Annotated in this window: 15 protein-coding genes and 1 pseudogene; 9 read left to right on the forward strand and 7 right to left on the reverse strand. The window is 66.5% G+C overall.

Annotation, left to right across the window (positions count from 1 at the left end):
• The 4 genes and pseudogenes from BST40_RS06210 to BST40_RS06225 form a co-directional block, all read right to left on the reverse strand.
• Positions 1-725, reverse strand: a 725-nt coding sequence (locus BST40_RS06210; protein ID WP_142276711.1) for a PE family protein, incomplete at its 3' end; no start/stop codon positions are given.
• Between the two features lie 175 nt (positions 726-900).
• Complete coding sequence (locus BST40_RS06215) at positions 901-1,938, reverse strand: PAS domain-containing protein (RefSeq protein WP_083153812.1); 1,038 nt, start codon at positions 1,936-1,938, stop codon at positions 901-903.
• 133 nt (positions 1,939-2,071) lie between these two features.
• Positions 2,072-2,602 (reverse strand): annotated as a pseudogene (locus BST40_RS32460) (PE family protein); the annotation flags it as partial.
• A gap of 94 nt (positions 2,603-2,696) precedes the next feature.
• Complete coding sequence (locus BST40_RS06225) at positions 2,697-3,494, reverse strand: DUF3109 family protein (RefSeq protein WP_075546952.1); 798 nt, start codon at positions 3,492-3,494, stop codon at positions 2,697-2,699.
• 141 nt (positions 3,495-3,635) lie between these two features.
• Here BST40_RS06225 and BST40_RS06230 point away from each other — a divergent pair, with 141 nt between their 5' ends.
• The 9 genes from BST40_RS06230 (at position 3,636) to BST40_RS06270 (ending at position 11,280) form a co-directional block, all read left to right on the forward strand.
• Complete coding sequence (locus tag BST40_RS06230; RefSeq protein ID WP_075546951.1) at positions 3,636-4,670, forward strand: Ppx/GppA family phosphatase; 1,035 nt, start codon at positions 3,636-3,638, stop codon at positions 4,668-4,670.
• A complete protein-coding gene (locus BST40_RS06235; RefSeq protein ID WP_075546950.1) occupies positions 4,667-5,704 on the forward strand; it encodes a hypothetical protein in 1,038 nt (345 codons plus the stop codon). Before BST40_RS06230 ends, BST40_RS06235 begins: the two co-directional genes overlap by 4 nt.
• Positions 5,705-5,719: 15 nt before the next feature.
• Entirely contained in the window at positions 5,720-6,562 is an 843-nt protein-coding gene (locus BST40_RS06240) for a sugar phosphate isomerase/epimerase family protein (protein WP_075546949.1), read from the forward strand.
• 1 nt (position 6,563) lies between these two features.
• Positions 6,564-7,400, forward strand: coding sequence for a thioesterase family protein (locus BST40_RS06245; RefSeq protein ID WP_075546948.1), 837 nt, complete (start codon positions 6,564-6,566; stop codon positions 7,398-7,400).
• 28 nt (positions 7,401-7,428) lie between these two features.
• Positions 7,429-8,301, forward strand: coding sequence for a pyrroline-5-carboxylate reductase (proC, locus tag BST40_RS06250; protein WP_176357673.1), 873 nt, complete (start codon positions 7,429-7,431; stop codon positions 8,299-8,301).
• A 140-nt stretch (positions 8,302-8,441) separates the two neighbouring features.
• Complete coding sequence (locus BST40_RS06255; RefSeq protein WP_023370446.1) at positions 8,442-8,699, forward strand: helix-turn-helix domain-containing protein; 258 nt, start codon at positions 8,442-8,444, stop codon at positions 8,697-8,699.
• Positions 8,700-8,871: 172 nt separating this feature from the next.
• The gene (locus BST40_RS06260; RefSeq protein ID WP_003402602.1) at positions 8,872-8,973 is read left to right on the forward strand and encodes a 30S ribosomal protein bS22; all 102 of its coding nucleotides are present in this window, start codon (positions 8,872-8,874) and stop codon (positions 8,971-8,973) included.
• Between the two features lie 78 nt (positions 8,974-9,051).
• On the forward strand, positions 9,052-10,188 hold the full coding sequence (locus BST40_RS06265) for an SDR family oxidoreductase (protein ID WP_075546946.1): 1,137 nt from the start codon (positions 9,052-9,054) through the stop codon (positions 10,186-10,188).
• Between the two features lie 15 nt (positions 10,189-10,203).
• Positions 10,204-11,280, forward strand: a complete 1,077-nt coding sequence (locus BST40_RS06270; RefSeq protein ID WP_075546945.1) for a lysophospholipid acyltransferase family protein — start codon at positions 10,204-10,206, stop codon at positions 11,278-11,280.
• Between the two features lie 108 nt (positions 11,281-11,388).
• Here BST40_RS06270 and cmaA2 read toward each other — a convergent pair whose 3' ends face one another.
• Genes cmaA2 through BST40_RS06285 form a run of 3 tightly spaced genes read right to left on the reverse strand, consistent with a single transcriptional unit; the run spans position 11,389 to position 13,800 of the window.
• Positions 11,389-12,297, reverse strand: coding sequence for a cyclopropane mycolic acid synthase CmaA2 (cmaA2, locus tag BST40_RS06275; protein WP_075546944.1), 909 nt, complete (start codon positions 12,295-12,297; stop codon positions 11,389-11,391).
• 33 nt (positions 12,298-12,330) lie between these two features.
• Positions 12,331-12,831 (reverse strand): FAS1-like dehydratase domain-containing protein, encoded by a 501-nt coding sequence (locus BST40_RS06280; RefSeq protein WP_075546943.1) that lies wholly within the window; start codon positions 12,829-12,831, stop codon positions 12,331-12,333.
• Between the two features lie 45 nt (positions 12,832-12,876).
• On the reverse strand, positions 12,877-13,800 hold the full coding sequence (locus tag BST40_RS06285) for an HAD family hydrolase (protein ID WP_075546942.1): 924 nt from the start codon (positions 13,798-13,800) through the stop codon (positions 12,877-12,879).
• Positions 13,801-13,916 lie beyond the last annotated feature (116 nt).

The following is a 13,916-nucleotide window of genomic DNA, read 5'->3' on the forward strand; positions in this document are numbered from 1 at the left end:
CCGCTACCGCCGGCACCGGCGATGTGGTGAGCGCTCACACCGCCCACGCCGCCCCTGCCACCCGAGCCGAGCAATCCGGCCGCACCTCCCGCTCCGCCGGCGCCGCCGTTGCCGTCCAATGAGCCCCCGCCGGTCCCGCCGTTGCCGCCGTTGCCGAACAACCCGCCGGCTCCGCCGGCTCCGCCCGCCCCTCCGTTGCCACCCGGCAGCCCGAAGCCGCCGACGCCACCGGCGCCGCCGACGCCGAACAGCCCGGCTGCCCCGCCGTTACCGCCGTTCTGGCCGGGCGCGCCGGAGCCACCGGAGCCGCCGTTGCCGATCAACAACCCGCCGGGCCCGCCGTCTTGGCCGGTACCGGGCGCCCCGTTGATACCGTTGCCGAACAGCGGGCGCCCCCACAGCGCCTGGGCAGGCGAGTTGACGATATTCAACAGACTCTGACCGGCATCGGCTTCCGCGCCGGCATATGATGCCGCGGCGGCCGCCAAGGTTTGGGCAAATTGGCTATGGAACTTCGCCGCTTGTGCGCTCAGCACCTGATAGGTCTCGCCGTGCGATCCGAATAATGCGGCGACGGCAACTGACACCTCGTCCTCGGCTGCGGCCAGCAACCCAGTGGTCCGGGCCGCTGCGGCGGCGTTCGCGGCGCACAGCGACGAACCGAGATGCGACATCTCGGCCGCGGCCGCCGCGAGCGTCTCCGGAGCCGCATTCACCAACGACATTCCGTGCCTTCCTTGAAGTTCCGAAACGTAGGGTATCGGGCCCGGACCGCGGCCGGATGGTTTTGACGTCCAGAACGAAAGACGTTGTCCCGTTTGTCAATAAGAAGTCGAACCTGGCTGCCGTTTCGGCGGTCCGGGGCTCGTGCAGGCCGGATCGCCAACACCTTCGTGACGGTCAGGTCGAGTTGCGCACGGCCGTCGGCGATCCGGCGTCGGCGAGTTCGGCGGCGGTGGGCAACCGCAATGAGATCAGTCCGGCGAAGGTTTCCGGCTCCAGTTCTATCCGGTTGACCGTGACGTGCACCGGCACCCAATCGGTGTCGTTGCCGGGAAGCCGCAGCACGCCGCTGGTGGCTCCGTTAGCGAATTCCATTGTCATCGCGGTGATGAGCTCCTGGTCGTCGGGATGCACGCGCGGCTTGTCGGGCTCGTTGGCCCGCCAGTCGTAGAACGGGCACGGCTCGTCGAGCCACTTCAACAGGGTCCAGGTTTTCAGGTCGACCAGCGCCCGGTGGACCCCGGCCTGCGCGAGTCCGTCGAGAATCTTCTGCGCCAGGTCGTCGACCGGCACCAGCGGGCCTTTGAGTTCGGCCCGCCAGTTGATCGCTCGTGCGACCAGGTGGTGCCGGCCGTCCGACCCCGGCTCCAGCGCGCTGCGCGCGGTGAAACCCAACCTGATCGGGTTTCCTTGCCAATCGGTGAGATCCCAAGTGCTGCACAGTGTTTGGCCAGGCTCAGGCTTGACCACCATAGCCAGCACCCGGGTTTCGTTCGGACTGAGTTCGCGCGACGGCAAGTCCTCGGCGAAAGCCCTTCCGTAGGTGACCTCGACGTCGGGATTCTTGCCGCTGTTGAGCAGCGACTCGCGGGTGTCGGTGGCCACCCCCAGGGTCAGGTCCCACTTCAGCGGGCCCGGGATAGGCCGCTCCGGTGGTTCCGCGTCGGCGGGACCGATCCACACCTGCACGCCGTGCACCCGGCCGTCCGACATCACAACGGGTTCGGTGCAGATGACACGATCGCTCTTGGGGGTAATGCTGCTGAGGCTCTGACCGGTCTGCAGCGACTCGGCGATCGCCGTGCGGACGGCCGCGAGATGGGGACTGCGGCGCAGGAACGTGGTGATCGGAACCAGGTTCTTGAGCTGACGCCCCTGGGCGACGACGGCCGGTTCGTCCCCCAGCGTTTCCACGAGCAGCCAGTCGTGGGTCATAGGCGCAGTCTACTGACCGCGCATCCAAGTATCGCGGCGGGTAGCCGCTGATCACCGGAATCTTGTTGCGGCGACGGCAGATACGTGCGCCAAAGATGGGTCGTGGCCAGGCGCCCGGCGCCGTTCAGGGCAGTCCGTTCAGTCCGTCCAGGCCGATCAGTGTTCCGCCGGTGCCGGCCTTGCCGCCGGTGCCGTTACTGCCGACCCCCACGGTGGCGCCGCCATTGCCACCATTGCCGCCGTTTCCGATCAAGATGCCGGCATCGCCACCGTTTTTGCCGCTGCCCGCGGGCGCCGCGGCGCCGTTGCCGATCAGCGGACGACCCAGCAGCGCCAGGGTGGGCGCGTTGATCAGGTCGAGTATCGATTGCAGCGGTCCGGCGTTGGCGGCTTCGGCCGCCGCATACGAGCCGGCGCCCGCGGTCAACGCCTGCACGAACTGCTGATGAAACGCCGTAGCTTGGGCGCTGAGCGCCTGATAGCTCTGCGCATGAGCCCCGAACAGTGCCGTGATGGCGGCCGAGACCTCGTCGGCGGCTGCGGGCAGCAATCCCGTCGTCGGGGCCGCCGCGGCGCTGTTGGCGGCGCGGATCGCCGACTCGATTCCGGCCAGATCGGTGGCCGCTGCCGCTACGACGTTGGGCGCCGCCATCACAAAGGACATGAGCTACTCCAGGGTCCGCATCCTCGGTAGAAGCGCGATCGTATCGCGCTGCGGACGCCGGATAGCGCCGTTGCGGCAAACTCCCGCCCGTCGGCTACCTCGGCGCCGCGCGTGTCGCAGGGTGCACGGCCACCAGCCCTAACCGGCTGCGGCGTTTACATATTTCGGCCAGTTCCGCATACGCCTTCACGCCGAGCAGTTCGGTGAGCTCGTCGGCCAGGCTCTCCCACACCTGTCTGGTTCCGATATGGGCGGCCGGATCGCCGGTGCAATACCAATGCAGGTCGGCCCCGCCGGAACCCCAGCCGCGGCGATCGTATTCGGTGACGGTGGTTTTCAGAATCTCGGTGCCGTCGGGCCGGGTCACCCATTCCTGACTGCGCCGGATCGGCAGCTGCCAGCAGACGTCGGGTTTCATCGTCAGCGGCGGCACACCCAACTTCAGTGCCTTGGTGTGCAGCGCGCAACCGGGGCCGCCCTTGAAGCCCGGCCGGTTCAAGAAGATGCAGGCGTCCTTGTGTTTCCGGGTGCGGTACTGCGGTTGGCCGTCGTGCTCGTCGAGTTCCAGATATCCCTTGCGGCCCAGGCCTTTTTCGCGGAACTGCCAGTCCTCGTCGGTCAGGCTCTCGACGGCGTTGTCGAGCCGGGCACGGTCGTCGTCATCGGATAGGAAGGCTCCGTGCGAACAACACCCGTCGTCCGGCCGGCCCGCCACCGTGCCCTGGCAGGCAGGCGTGCCGAACACACATGTCCAGTGCGACAGCAGCCAGGTGAGATCGGCCGCGATCAGGTGCTCGGGATTGTCGGGATCATAAAATTCCACCCACTCACGGGGGAAATCCAATTCGACCTCTTGCCCCGGGTGCACCGGCCTCAGGCGCGAGTTTGCCACGGTTGCAACGTTAGTCCACCGTTGCGGTGGTCCGGGCGGTCAGCGGCGGGCGCATGCTGCGCGGACTCTCCCGGCAAGCCTGACGGTGCCCCCGCATCGGGTCGCTGAGCGACCCGCGTCGCCGCCCGCTAGTTTGATTTCGTGAGATTGGGCGTGCTGGACGTGGGCAGCAACACGGTCCATCTACTGGTCGTAGATGCTCACCGTGGTGGGCATCCGACGCCGATGAGTTCGACGAAGGCCACGCTGCGGCTGGCCGAAGCCACCGACAGCTCGGGCAAGATCACCAGGCGCGGCGCCGACAAACTGGTGTCGACCATCGACGAGTTCGCCAAGATCGCGGTGAGCTCCGGCTGTGCCGAGTTGATGGCCTTCGCCACCTCCGCCGTGCGCGAAGCCGAGAACTCCGAAGATGTGTTGGCCCGGGTAAGCAAGGAAACCGGTATCGAATTGCAGGTACTGGGCGGGGTCGACGAGTCCCGGCTGACCTTCCTGGCGGTGCGACGATGGTACGGCTGGAGTGCGGGCCGCATCGTCAACCTCGACATCGGCGGCGGTTCGCTGGAGTTGTCCAGCGGCGTGGATGAGGAGCCCGAGGTAGCGCTGTCGCTGCCGCTGGGCGCCGGCCGCTTGACCCGCGAATGGCTGCCCGACGATCCACCCGGCCGGCGGCGGGTGGCGATGCTGCGTGACTGGCTCGATGCCGAGCTGTCGGACGCCAGTGTGGCCGTTCTGGAGGCAGGCAATCCCGACCTCGCGGTCGCCACATCGAAGACGTTTCGTTCGCTGGCACGGCTGACCGGAGCGGCGCCGTCGGCCGCCGGACCGCGGGTGAAACGGATGCTGACGGCCAACGGCCTCAGACAACTCATATCTTTCATCTCTAGGATGACGACCGCTGACCGTGCAGAACTGGAAGGAGTCAGCGCCGAGCGCGCGCCGCAGATCGTAGCGGGGGCTCTGGTCGCGGAGGCAAGCATGCGAGCGCTGTCGATAGATGCGGTGGATATCTGCCCGTGGGCGCTGCGGGAAGGCGTGATCTTGCGCCGACTCGACAGCGAGGCCGACGGCGCCGCCTTCATGGAAACTTCGCCGGTGGCGACATCGGTGCGCGATGCTGGAGGTCAGTTAGTAGATCGGAATGCCGCTCCCCGATCGAGAGGCAACAAACCATGACTGGACCACATTCCGACACGGAGGACACCAAGCAGATCTCGGTCGCCGAACTACTGGCCAGAAACGGCACCATCGGCGCCCCTGCCGTGACCCGGCGGCGACGCCGTCGCCGCGGCGATAGCGATTCGGTCACGGTGGCCGAGCTGACCGGCGAAATCCCGATCATTCGCGAAGACCGCCGCGACAAGGCCGAGACCCCCGCGCCTACTGTCCCGGCCGAACCGCCAAGTCAGCCGACGCCGGGCAAACCGCGCGTCGAGGTTGCCGAGCCGGTCGCGCCGTCGCCTCCCCAACCGCAGCTGGTCACCGCAGAACCGGCAACCGAGGAGCCGGCCAAGGCCAGATACTGGTCCGAGCCCGAACCACGCTGGCCCAGATCCGAGCCGATCGCCCGACGCGCGTCGGGCCCCGAGCGCAGCGAGTACCCGCGACCCCTGCGTCACACCGAAGAAAGCGACATCTCCGAGCAGCAGTCCGGCGCCGAGCACATGAGTCCCGACCCGGTCGGGCACTACGTCGACACATCGGTGGACGCGATCGACGTAGCGGTAGACGAGGCCGAACCGGTCGAAGACGAGACGGCCTATGTGCGTTCCTACCCGCACGATGTGGACGGTGCCGCGGAGCGGACCCTGTTCGGCGGGCAGTCGCTGGCCGACGAGGTGGCCCGGCGGCGGGGCGAGGCGGCCCCGGCGGTGTTCGACGCCGAGCGGCTCGACAGTGACCGTGCCGACGAAACCGGAGGGACCGGCCGCGGTCCGGGCGCGCTGGTGGCCCTGTGGCGCGGCACGGTGGTGGTGCTGCAGTCAATTCTGGCCGTCGTATTCGGCGCCGGTCTGTTCATCGCCTTCGACCAGCTGTGGCGATGGAACAGCATCGTGGCATTGGTGCTCTCGGTCTTGGTGATCCTGGGGCTGGTGGTCGCGGTGCGGGTAGTCCGTAAGACCGAGGACATCGCCAGCACGCTGATCGCGGTTGCGGTCGGCGCGCTGATTACCTGGGGACCGTTGGTGCTATCGCTGCAAACAGGCTAGGCGCGCCGATACACAGTGCGTCCAGCAATCAAAGTCGGCTTGTCGACGGCTTCGGTGTACCCGCTGCGGGCCGAAGCCGCATTCGAGTATGCGGCCCGACTCGGCTACGACGGAGTCGAGCTGATGGTGTGGGGCGAGTCGGTCAGCCAGGATGTCGACGCGGTCAGGAGGCTGTCGCGACGCTACCGCGTCCCGGTGCTGTCCGTGCACGCCCCATGCCTGCTGATCTCGCAACGGGTATGGGGTGCCAACCCGATTCCCAAGCTGGAGCGCAGTGTGCGGACCGCCGAACGACTGGGCGCGCAGACGGTCGTGGTACACCCGCCGTTCCGGTGGCAACGGCGCTACGCCGAGGGGTTCGGTGAGCAGGTCGCCGCGCTGGAAGCGGCCAGCGACGTGATGGTCGCCGTCGAAAACATGTTTCCGTTCCGGGCGGACCGGCTTTTCGGGGCCGGTCAGTCACGGGAACGGATGCGCCGGCGCGGCGGTGGTCCGGGTCCGGCGATTTCGGCGTTCGCGCCGTCCTACGACCCGCTGGACGGCAATCACGCCCATTACACGCTGGACCTCTCGCACACCTCGACCGCGGGCACCGATGCGCTGGATATGGCCCGCCGGATGGGCCGGGGTCTGGTCCATCTGCACCTGTGCGACGGCAGCGGGCTGCCCGCCGATGAACATCTGGTGCCCGGTCACGGCACCCAGCCCACCGCCGAGGTGTGCCAGATGCTCGCCGGTGGTGGCTTCACCGGCCATGTGGTGCTGGAGGTGTCCACCTCGTCGGCGCGTTCGGCCAGCGAGCGCGAAGCCATGCTGGTGGAGTCCCTGCAGTTCGCCCGGACCCATCTGCTGCGGTGACATGAGCGCGATGTTCACCACCGCCATGGCGTTGCGGCAAGTCGACACTGCCGCCGATGACGCGGTATTTCACGGTGAGCTGAACCGGCACTGGACGATCGGTCCCAAGGTGCATGGCGGCGCGATGATGGCGCTGTGCGCCAATGCCGCCCGGATGGCTTATGCAGGGGCGGCACCGCAGCCGGCATTGCAACCGGTCGTCGTATCGGCCAACTTCCTGTGGGCGCCGGATCCGGGGGCGATGCGACTGGTGACGTCGATCCGCAAGCGGGGCCGCCGGATCGGCGTCGTCGACGTCGAGCTGACCCAGAGTGAGCGCACCGCGGTGCACGCCGTTGTCACGCTGGGCGAACCCGAGCACCCGGCGGGGACCCCGCTGCTGTCGGCAAAGCCGGTCGTGGATCTGATGGCACCCGAACCTCCCGACGACGTCGCGCCGATCGGACCGGGCCACCCGCTGGCCGGACTGGTGCACCTGGGCGAGGGCTGCGACGTGCGGCCGCTGTTGTCGACGCTGCGGCCCGATACCGACGGGCGGCCACCGGTCATCCAGATGTGGGCGCGCCCGCGCGGGGTGGCTCCTGATCCGCTGTTCGCGCTCATGTGCGGGGATTTGTCGGCGCCGGTCACCTTTGCCGTAGACCGCACCGGCTGGGCGCCGACCGTCCAGCTCACCGCCTTGGTTCGGGCACTGCCCGCCGACGGCTGGCTGCGGATCATCGCCACCTGCACGGAGATCGGACACGACTGGTTCGACGAGGACCACACCATCGTCGACAGCCTGGGCCGTCTGGTGGTGCAAGCCCGTCAGCTGGCGATGGTCCCGGCCGCTGGCTAGCCGTTCGGGGTCTGCGATGCTGTGCGGCATGGCAAGAATCGCGATCATCGGTGGGGGCAGTATCGGCGAGGCGTTGCTGTCGGGTTTGCTGCGCTCCGGCCGGCAGGTCAAGGACCTGGTGGTGGCCGAACGGATCCCCGAGCGCGCCAAGTACCTGGCCAGCACCTACTCGGTACTGGTCACCTCGGTCAGCGATGCGATCGAACACGCGACCTTTGTGGTCGTCGCGGTCAAACCGGCCGACGTCGAGACGGTGATGGGGGACTTGGTGGCAGCGGCCACAACCGCCGGCAGCGACAGTGTCGAGCAGGTGTTCGTCACGGTAGCCGCGGGTGTCACGACCTCCTACTTCGAATCCAAGCTGCCGGCGGGCACGCCGGTGGTCCGGGCGATGCCCAACGCCGCCGCACTGGTGGGAGCCGGGGTCACCGCGCTGGCCAAGGGGCGGTTCGTCACACCGCAACAGCTGAACGACGTGTCCGCGCTCTTCGATGCCGTCGGCGTGGTGCTGAACGTTCCGGAGCAGCAGTTGGACGCGGTGACCGCGGTGTCGGGCTCCGGGCCGGCGTATTTCTTCCTGCTGGTCGAGGCCTTGGTCGACGCCGGCGTCGCGGTGGGCTTGAGCCGTCAGGTGGCCACCGAACTGACCGCGCAGACCCTGGCCGGGTCGACGGCGATGCTGCTGGAGCGGATGGAGCAAGAGCGTCCGGCCGCCGGCGAGCCGGCGGGGTTGCGGATCGACACCACGGCGCTGCAACTGCGGGCGTCGGTCACCTCCCCCGGGGGGACGACCGCCGCCGCGCTGCGCGAGCTGGAGAAAGGCGGGTTTCGGGGGGTCGTCGACGCAGCCGTCCAAGCCGCCAAAAGCCGCTCTGAGCAGCTAAGAATTACATCGGAATAATTCGGGAATTTTGAACTGATTTCCTCTCACCAGTACCAATAACCCCACTAGTCCCGCTATTCTCCTCTTTGTATGCACGTGTGGGTGCCAGCGGAGGGGAAGCCGCTGGCATTGCGCGTGCCTGACATGATTGGGTTGCGATGACGTCAACGAACGGGCCATCAGCACGGGATTCCGCAGGTAAATCGGTGCGGGACAGCGGCACGGGGGAAGGCCAGCAGGCCGGCACTCAATTCCTCACCGTGGCCGAGGTGGCTTCGCTGATGCGGGTCTCGAAGATGACCGTCTATCGGCTGGTGCACAACGGCGAGTTGCCCGCGGTCCGGGTCGGGCGGTCTTTCCGGGTGCATGCCAAGGCCGTCCACGACATGCTGCAGACCTCCTACTTCGCCGGTTAGCCGACGGCGCCGAGCGGGCTGCCACGGGTCTGCCTCTCCAGGCCCGGCGGCCAGCAATCGGCGCCGGTTTGGTGTTGGGTGCGGCGGGCTGGGTAAAGTGACTGGGTCCTATGTAGTCATTGGTAGTCCCGTGTAAATATTGACAAGCGGGCACGGTCAGGTAGCGGAGTCCATGGGTTCAGTAATCAAGAAGCGGCGCAAGCGCATGTCGAAGAAAAAGCACCGCAAGCTGCTGCGCCGCACCCGGGTACAGCGCAGGAAACTCGGCAAGTAAGGCCCGACCGGCCCCAGTTGACGCGTACCGTCACCGGCTTGTAACGCTGCTGTCTCTCGTCGCCGCTAGGCTGTCGGGGTGAACTCATCGAGCGGCCAGGGGGGCGGCGCCGGAGGAATCGGCGGCCGCAATGACGACACCGTGCACTACCCCAAGGTGGTGCTGGTTACCGGTGCGTGCCGGTTTCTGGGCGGCTACCTGACCGCCCGGCTGGCGCAGAACCCGTTGATCAACTCGGTGATCGCGGTGGATGCGATCGCGCCCAGCAAGGACATGCTGCGTCGCATGGGCCGAGCCGAGTTCGTCCGCGCCGACGTTCGAAATCCCTTCATTGCCAAGGTGATTCGAAACGGCGATGTCGACACCGTGGTGCACGCCGCAGCGGCCTCCTACGCGCCGCGGTCCGGCGGAAGTGCGGCGTTGAAGGAAATCAACGTGATGGGCGCTATGCAGCTGTTCGCGGCTTGCCAGAAGTCGCCTTCGGTTCGCCGCGTCGTGCTGAAGTCCACGTCCGAGGTCTACGGCTCGAGCCCACACGACCCGGTGGTGTTCACCGAGGACAGCACCAGCCGTCGACCCTTCCGCGAGGGTTTCGCCAAGGACAGTCTCGATATCGAGGGGTATGCGCGCGGCCTGGGCCGGCGTCGGCCCGATATCGCGGTGACCATCCTGCGGCTGGCCAACATGATCGGCCCCGCGATGGACACCACGCTGTCGCGCTATCTTGCCGGGCCCTTCGTGCCCACGATGTTCGGCCGCGACGCCCGACTGCAATTGCTGCACGAGCAGGATGCGCTGGGTGCCCTGGAGCGCGCTGCGATGGCCGGCAAAGCCGGCACCTTCAACATCGGTGCCGACGGCATCATCATGCTGTCGCAGGCGATTCGCCGGGCCGGCCGAATTCCATTGCCGGTACCGGGATTTGGGGTGTGGGCGCTTGATTCGCTGAGACGGGCCAACGGATACACCGAGATCAACCGCGAGCAATTCGATTATTTGAGTTACGGCAGGGTGATGGACACCACCAGAATGCGTTCCGAACTTGGCTATCAGCCCAAGTGGACGACGGCCGAGGCCTTCGATGACTACATTCGGGGCCGCGGTCTAACTCCCATTATCGATCCGCATCGGGTACGCTCCTGGGAGGGTCGCGCGATCGCGTTAGCGCAACGGTGGGGAACCCGGAAGCCAATTCCATGGGTGGGGGTCAGGTAGATTTGGGTAGCTATCGTGGCGGGTGAGACCAGAGCGAATGTCATTCCACTGCACAGTAATCGGGGTCGGGTAGCAGCGCGCCGCCGTGCCGGTCAACGCGCCGAGGCGTCCCGTGAGCACCCGTCGTTGCTGTCCGATCCGAGCGGCCGGGCATCGGCCGAACAGATCGCCGCAGTGGTCCGTGAAATCGACGAGCATCGACGTGCCGCGGGTGCGTCGGGCGTTCCCGGGTCGGGCGAAGCGCCCCTCAGCGATCTGGCGCAGCGTGTCGCCGCGGTCGCCCGATTCCTGAGGCAACGACTGACCGGTGATTACAGCGTCGACGAATTCGGATTTGACCCGCATTTCAATGACGCGATCGTTCGGCCTTTGCTGAGGTTTTTCTTCAGGTCATGGTTCCGTGTGGAAGTCAGCGGAATCGAGAACCTTCCCAGCGATGGCGCCGCGCTGTTGGTGGCAAACCATGCCGGAGTCTTGCCGTTCGACGGGTTGATGCTGTCGGTGGCGGTTCACGACGAACATCCCGCCCACCGGGATTTGCGGCTGCTTGCCGCCGACATGGTGTTCGACCTGCCCGTGGTGGGCGAGGCCGCCCGCAAGGCGGGGCACACCATGGCCTGTACCACCGACGCGCACCGACTGCTGGCCTCCGGCGAACTCACGGCGGTGTTCCCCGAAGGTTACAAGGGCCTGGGCAAGCGCTTCGAGGACCGTTACCGCCTGCAGAGATTTGGACGCGGCGGCTTCGTATCAGCGGCCCTGCGTACCCAGGCGCCGATTGTGCCGTGCTCGATCATCGGGTCGGAGGAGATCTACCCGATGCTCACCGATGTCAAATTGCTGGCGCGGCTGTTCGGTTTGCCCTATTTCCCGGTCACTCCGCTGTTCCCGTTGGCCGGCCCCGCCGGACTGGTGCCGCTGCCATCGAAATGGCGCATCGCATTCGGTGAGCCGATCCACACGGCCGACTACGCGACCACCGACGCCGAGGATCCGATGGTCACCTTCGAGTTGACCGATCAGGTGCGTGAGACCATTCAGCAGACGCTGTACCGGCTGTTGGCTGGGCGTCGCAACATTTTCCTAGGCTGACGAACCGGGCGCGGCTTGCGAGGCGCGCGCGAGCGTAACGCCAGGGCGAAAATCCGGGCGGCGGATTCGCCGTGGCGTTACGTTCGCGACTGAAGCACGATGCGGGCGTTACTTCACCAATGTGAACTGGCAAACATCGGTGTAGTGGTCGCGGAACAGGTCCGAGCAACCCCGCAGGTAGTGCATGTAGATGTCGTAAGTCTCCTGCCCCTTCAGGGCGATCGCCTCATCCTTGTGTGCCTCGAGCGCATCGGCCCAGGCGTTCAGCGTCGGAACATAGTTGGAGCCGATGCGGTGGTAGCGCTCGACCTTCCAGCCGGCGTTGGATGAGTAGTGGTCGACCTGCGAGATCCGCGGCAACCGACCGCCCGGGAAGATCTCGGTCAGGATGAACTTGATGAAGCGCAGCAAACTCATCGGCGACGTCAAGCCGAGCTCCTTGGCTTCGTCGGCATCCGGGATGATGATCGTGTGCAGCAGCATCCGGCCGTCGTCGGGCGTCAAGTTGTAGTACTTCTTGAAGAAGGTGTCGTAGCGCTCGAACCCGGCGTCGCCGGCGCCGTCGGCGAAGTGCTCGAACGCGCCGAGTGACACGATCCGATCGACCGGCTCGTCGAATTCCTCCCAGCCCTGGATCCGCACCTCTTTGCGGCGGGGGCTGTCGATCTCTTCGAACTTCGCCACGTCGTGCGCGTACTGGTTCTCACTGAGCGTCAGGCCGATCACGTTGACGTCGTACTCCTGCACGGCGTGGCGCATGGTGGCGCCCCAGCCGCAGCCGATGTCGAGCAGCGTCATGCCCGGCTCGAGGTTCAGCTTGTCCAGGGCAAGTTTGCGTTTGGCGTACTGTGCCTCTTCCAGCGTCATATTGGGGCGCTCTTCGAAGTACGCGCAGCTGTAGGTCATCGACGGGTCAAGCCAGAGCTTGAAGAATTCGTTGGATTTGTCGTAGTGGGAACGGACTGCTTCGACCGGCGGCTTGAGCTGTGTGCCACCCGTTTCACCCTGAGACGTCATTGAACGGACCCTACCTTCTTGCTTCAACCTGTTTCAAATAGCTGCAATTGCCGCCACGGTGGCATCGGCCTCGGCCTCGTGGTGCGCTGCTTCCCCCAACATGGTGACGACGCCGGTAGCGACCGGCTTGCCGTCGGCATCTGTGACTTCACTTCGAATCTCGGCGAGCACTGTGCCGTGTGACTCAATCACAGAGTCTAGGTAAGTATGAAAGAAAAGTTTGTCGCCGGCCAGGATCGGCCGGTGGAACCGGAACTTCTGGTCGCGATGGAAGACCCGGGCGATGTTAATCGGAATGCTGAACTTGGTGAAAATCTCCATCTGTACACGCCGCCCGGCGACCGCCAGGAAGGTCGGCGGCGCCACCAATGCGGGGTAGCCCGCGTCGGCCGCGGCCGCCTCGTCGTAGTGCGCCGGATGCTCGTCGTTGACCGCGGCCGCGAACTCGCGGATCTTCTCCCGGCCGACTTCGAAGTAGTCCGGGGCGCGGTAGTTCTTGCCGATGAGTCCTTCGGCTTCCTGGGGGACTGTCATGCCGCTGTGCTCTCCGCTCGAATGTGTGCTCAGCGGCGCAGCTTATCAGCGTGATTGGCGTCGGGACGCCAGAGCCGCCAACGCGCCGCCGGCCGCGCCCAGCGCCAGGGCCGACGGCACCCCGATTCGGGCGGCCTTGCGCGCGGTCCGGAAATCCCGAATTTCCCATCCCCGTTCGCGGGCCAGGCTGCGCAACCGTGAATCCGGGTTGATGGCGACGGCCGTCCCCACCAGCGACAGCATCGGCACGTCGTTGTAGCTGTCGGAATAGGCGGTGCAGCGTTTGAGGTTGAGACCTTCCCGGATGGCCAGCGAACGCACCGCGTGAGCCTTGCCGGTGCCGTGCAGGATGTCGCCGACCAGCCGGCCGGTGAACACCCCGTCGACGGACTCCGCGACCGTTCCCAGCGCGCCGGTCAGGCCGAGCCGGCGGGCGATCGTCGCCGCGAGCTCATACGGTGTGGCGGTGATCAGCCAGACCTGCTGACCGGCGTCGAGATGCATCTGGGTGAGCTCGCGGGTGCCCGGCCAGATCTTGTCGGCGATGAATTCGTCGTAAATCTCCTCGCCCAGCTTCACCAGTTCGGCCACCGAACGGCCCTCGATGAAGGCCAGCGCCTTGCGCCGCCCGGCGGCGACGTCATCGCTGTTCTCCACGCCGAGCAGCTGGAACTTGGCCTGCGCATAGACGAAGCCCAGGACATCGCGGTAGGTGAAGTAATGGCGGGCGGCCAGCCCCCGGCCGAAGTGCACCGCGGACGAGCCCTGGACCAGGGTGTTATCCACATCGAAGAACGCCGCGGCGGTCAGGTCGATCGGTGGCTGCGGACGATCCTCGGCGGCGGCAGCGGCGGTGGCGCGCAGGCCGTCAAGGGCGCGTTCGGCGCTGGCGTTTGCGGCCACCGACTCCAGGTCGGCGCCGGTGATGCGATTCGAGGTGCCCAGATCACCCAGATCGGTGGAAGCCATCAGCAACCTCTCACAATCGCGGTACCCGGCCGGTGGACGGCGACACTTCGGCCAACATAAACCCTATCCGGCAAACGTGTTGGGGAGGTTTTCCAGCCTGGCGCGAGACGAACACG

The organism is Mycobacterium persicum, assembly GCF_002086675.1.
Lineage (GTDB): Bacteria > Actinomycetota > Actinomycetes > Mycobacteriales > Mycobacteriaceae > Mycobacterium > Mycobacterium persicum.

Coding starts and splice junctions, on each gene's coding strand:
- BST40_RS06280 (WP_075546943.1), bottom strand. CDS start 12,831: ATGACAGTCCCCCAGGAAGCCGAAGGACTCATCGGCAAGAACTACCGC.
- BST40_RS06255 (WP_023370446.1), top strand. CDS start 8,442: ATGACGTCAACGAACGGGCCATCAGCACGGGATTCCGCAGGTAAATCG.
- cmaA2 (WP_075546944.1), bottom strand. CDS start 12,297: ATGACGTCTCAGGGTGAAACGGGTGGCACACAGCTCAAGCCGCCGGTC.
- BST40_RS06285 (WP_075546942.1), bottom strand. CDS start 13,800: ATGGCTTCCACCGATCTGGGTGATCTGGGCACCTCGAATCGCATCACC.
- BST40_RS06215 (WP_083153812.1), bottom strand. CDS start 1,938: ATGACCCACGACTGGCTGCTCGTGGAAACGCTGGGGGACGAACCGGCC.
- BST40_RS06245 (WP_075546948.1), top strand. CDS start 6,564: ATGAGCGCGATGTTCACCACCGCCATGGCGTTGCGGCAAGTCGACACT.
- BST40_RS06235 (WP_075546950.1), top strand. CDS start 4,667: ATGACTGGACCACATTCCGACACGGAGGACACCAAGCAGATCTCGGTC.
- proC (WP_176357673.1), top strand. CDS start 7,429: ATGGCAAGAATCGCGATCATCGGTGGGGGCAGTATCGGCGAGGCGTTG.
- BST40_RS06260 (WP_003402602.1), top strand. CDS start 8,872: ATGGGTTCAGTAATCAAGAAGCGGCGCAAGCGCATGTCGAAGAAAAAG.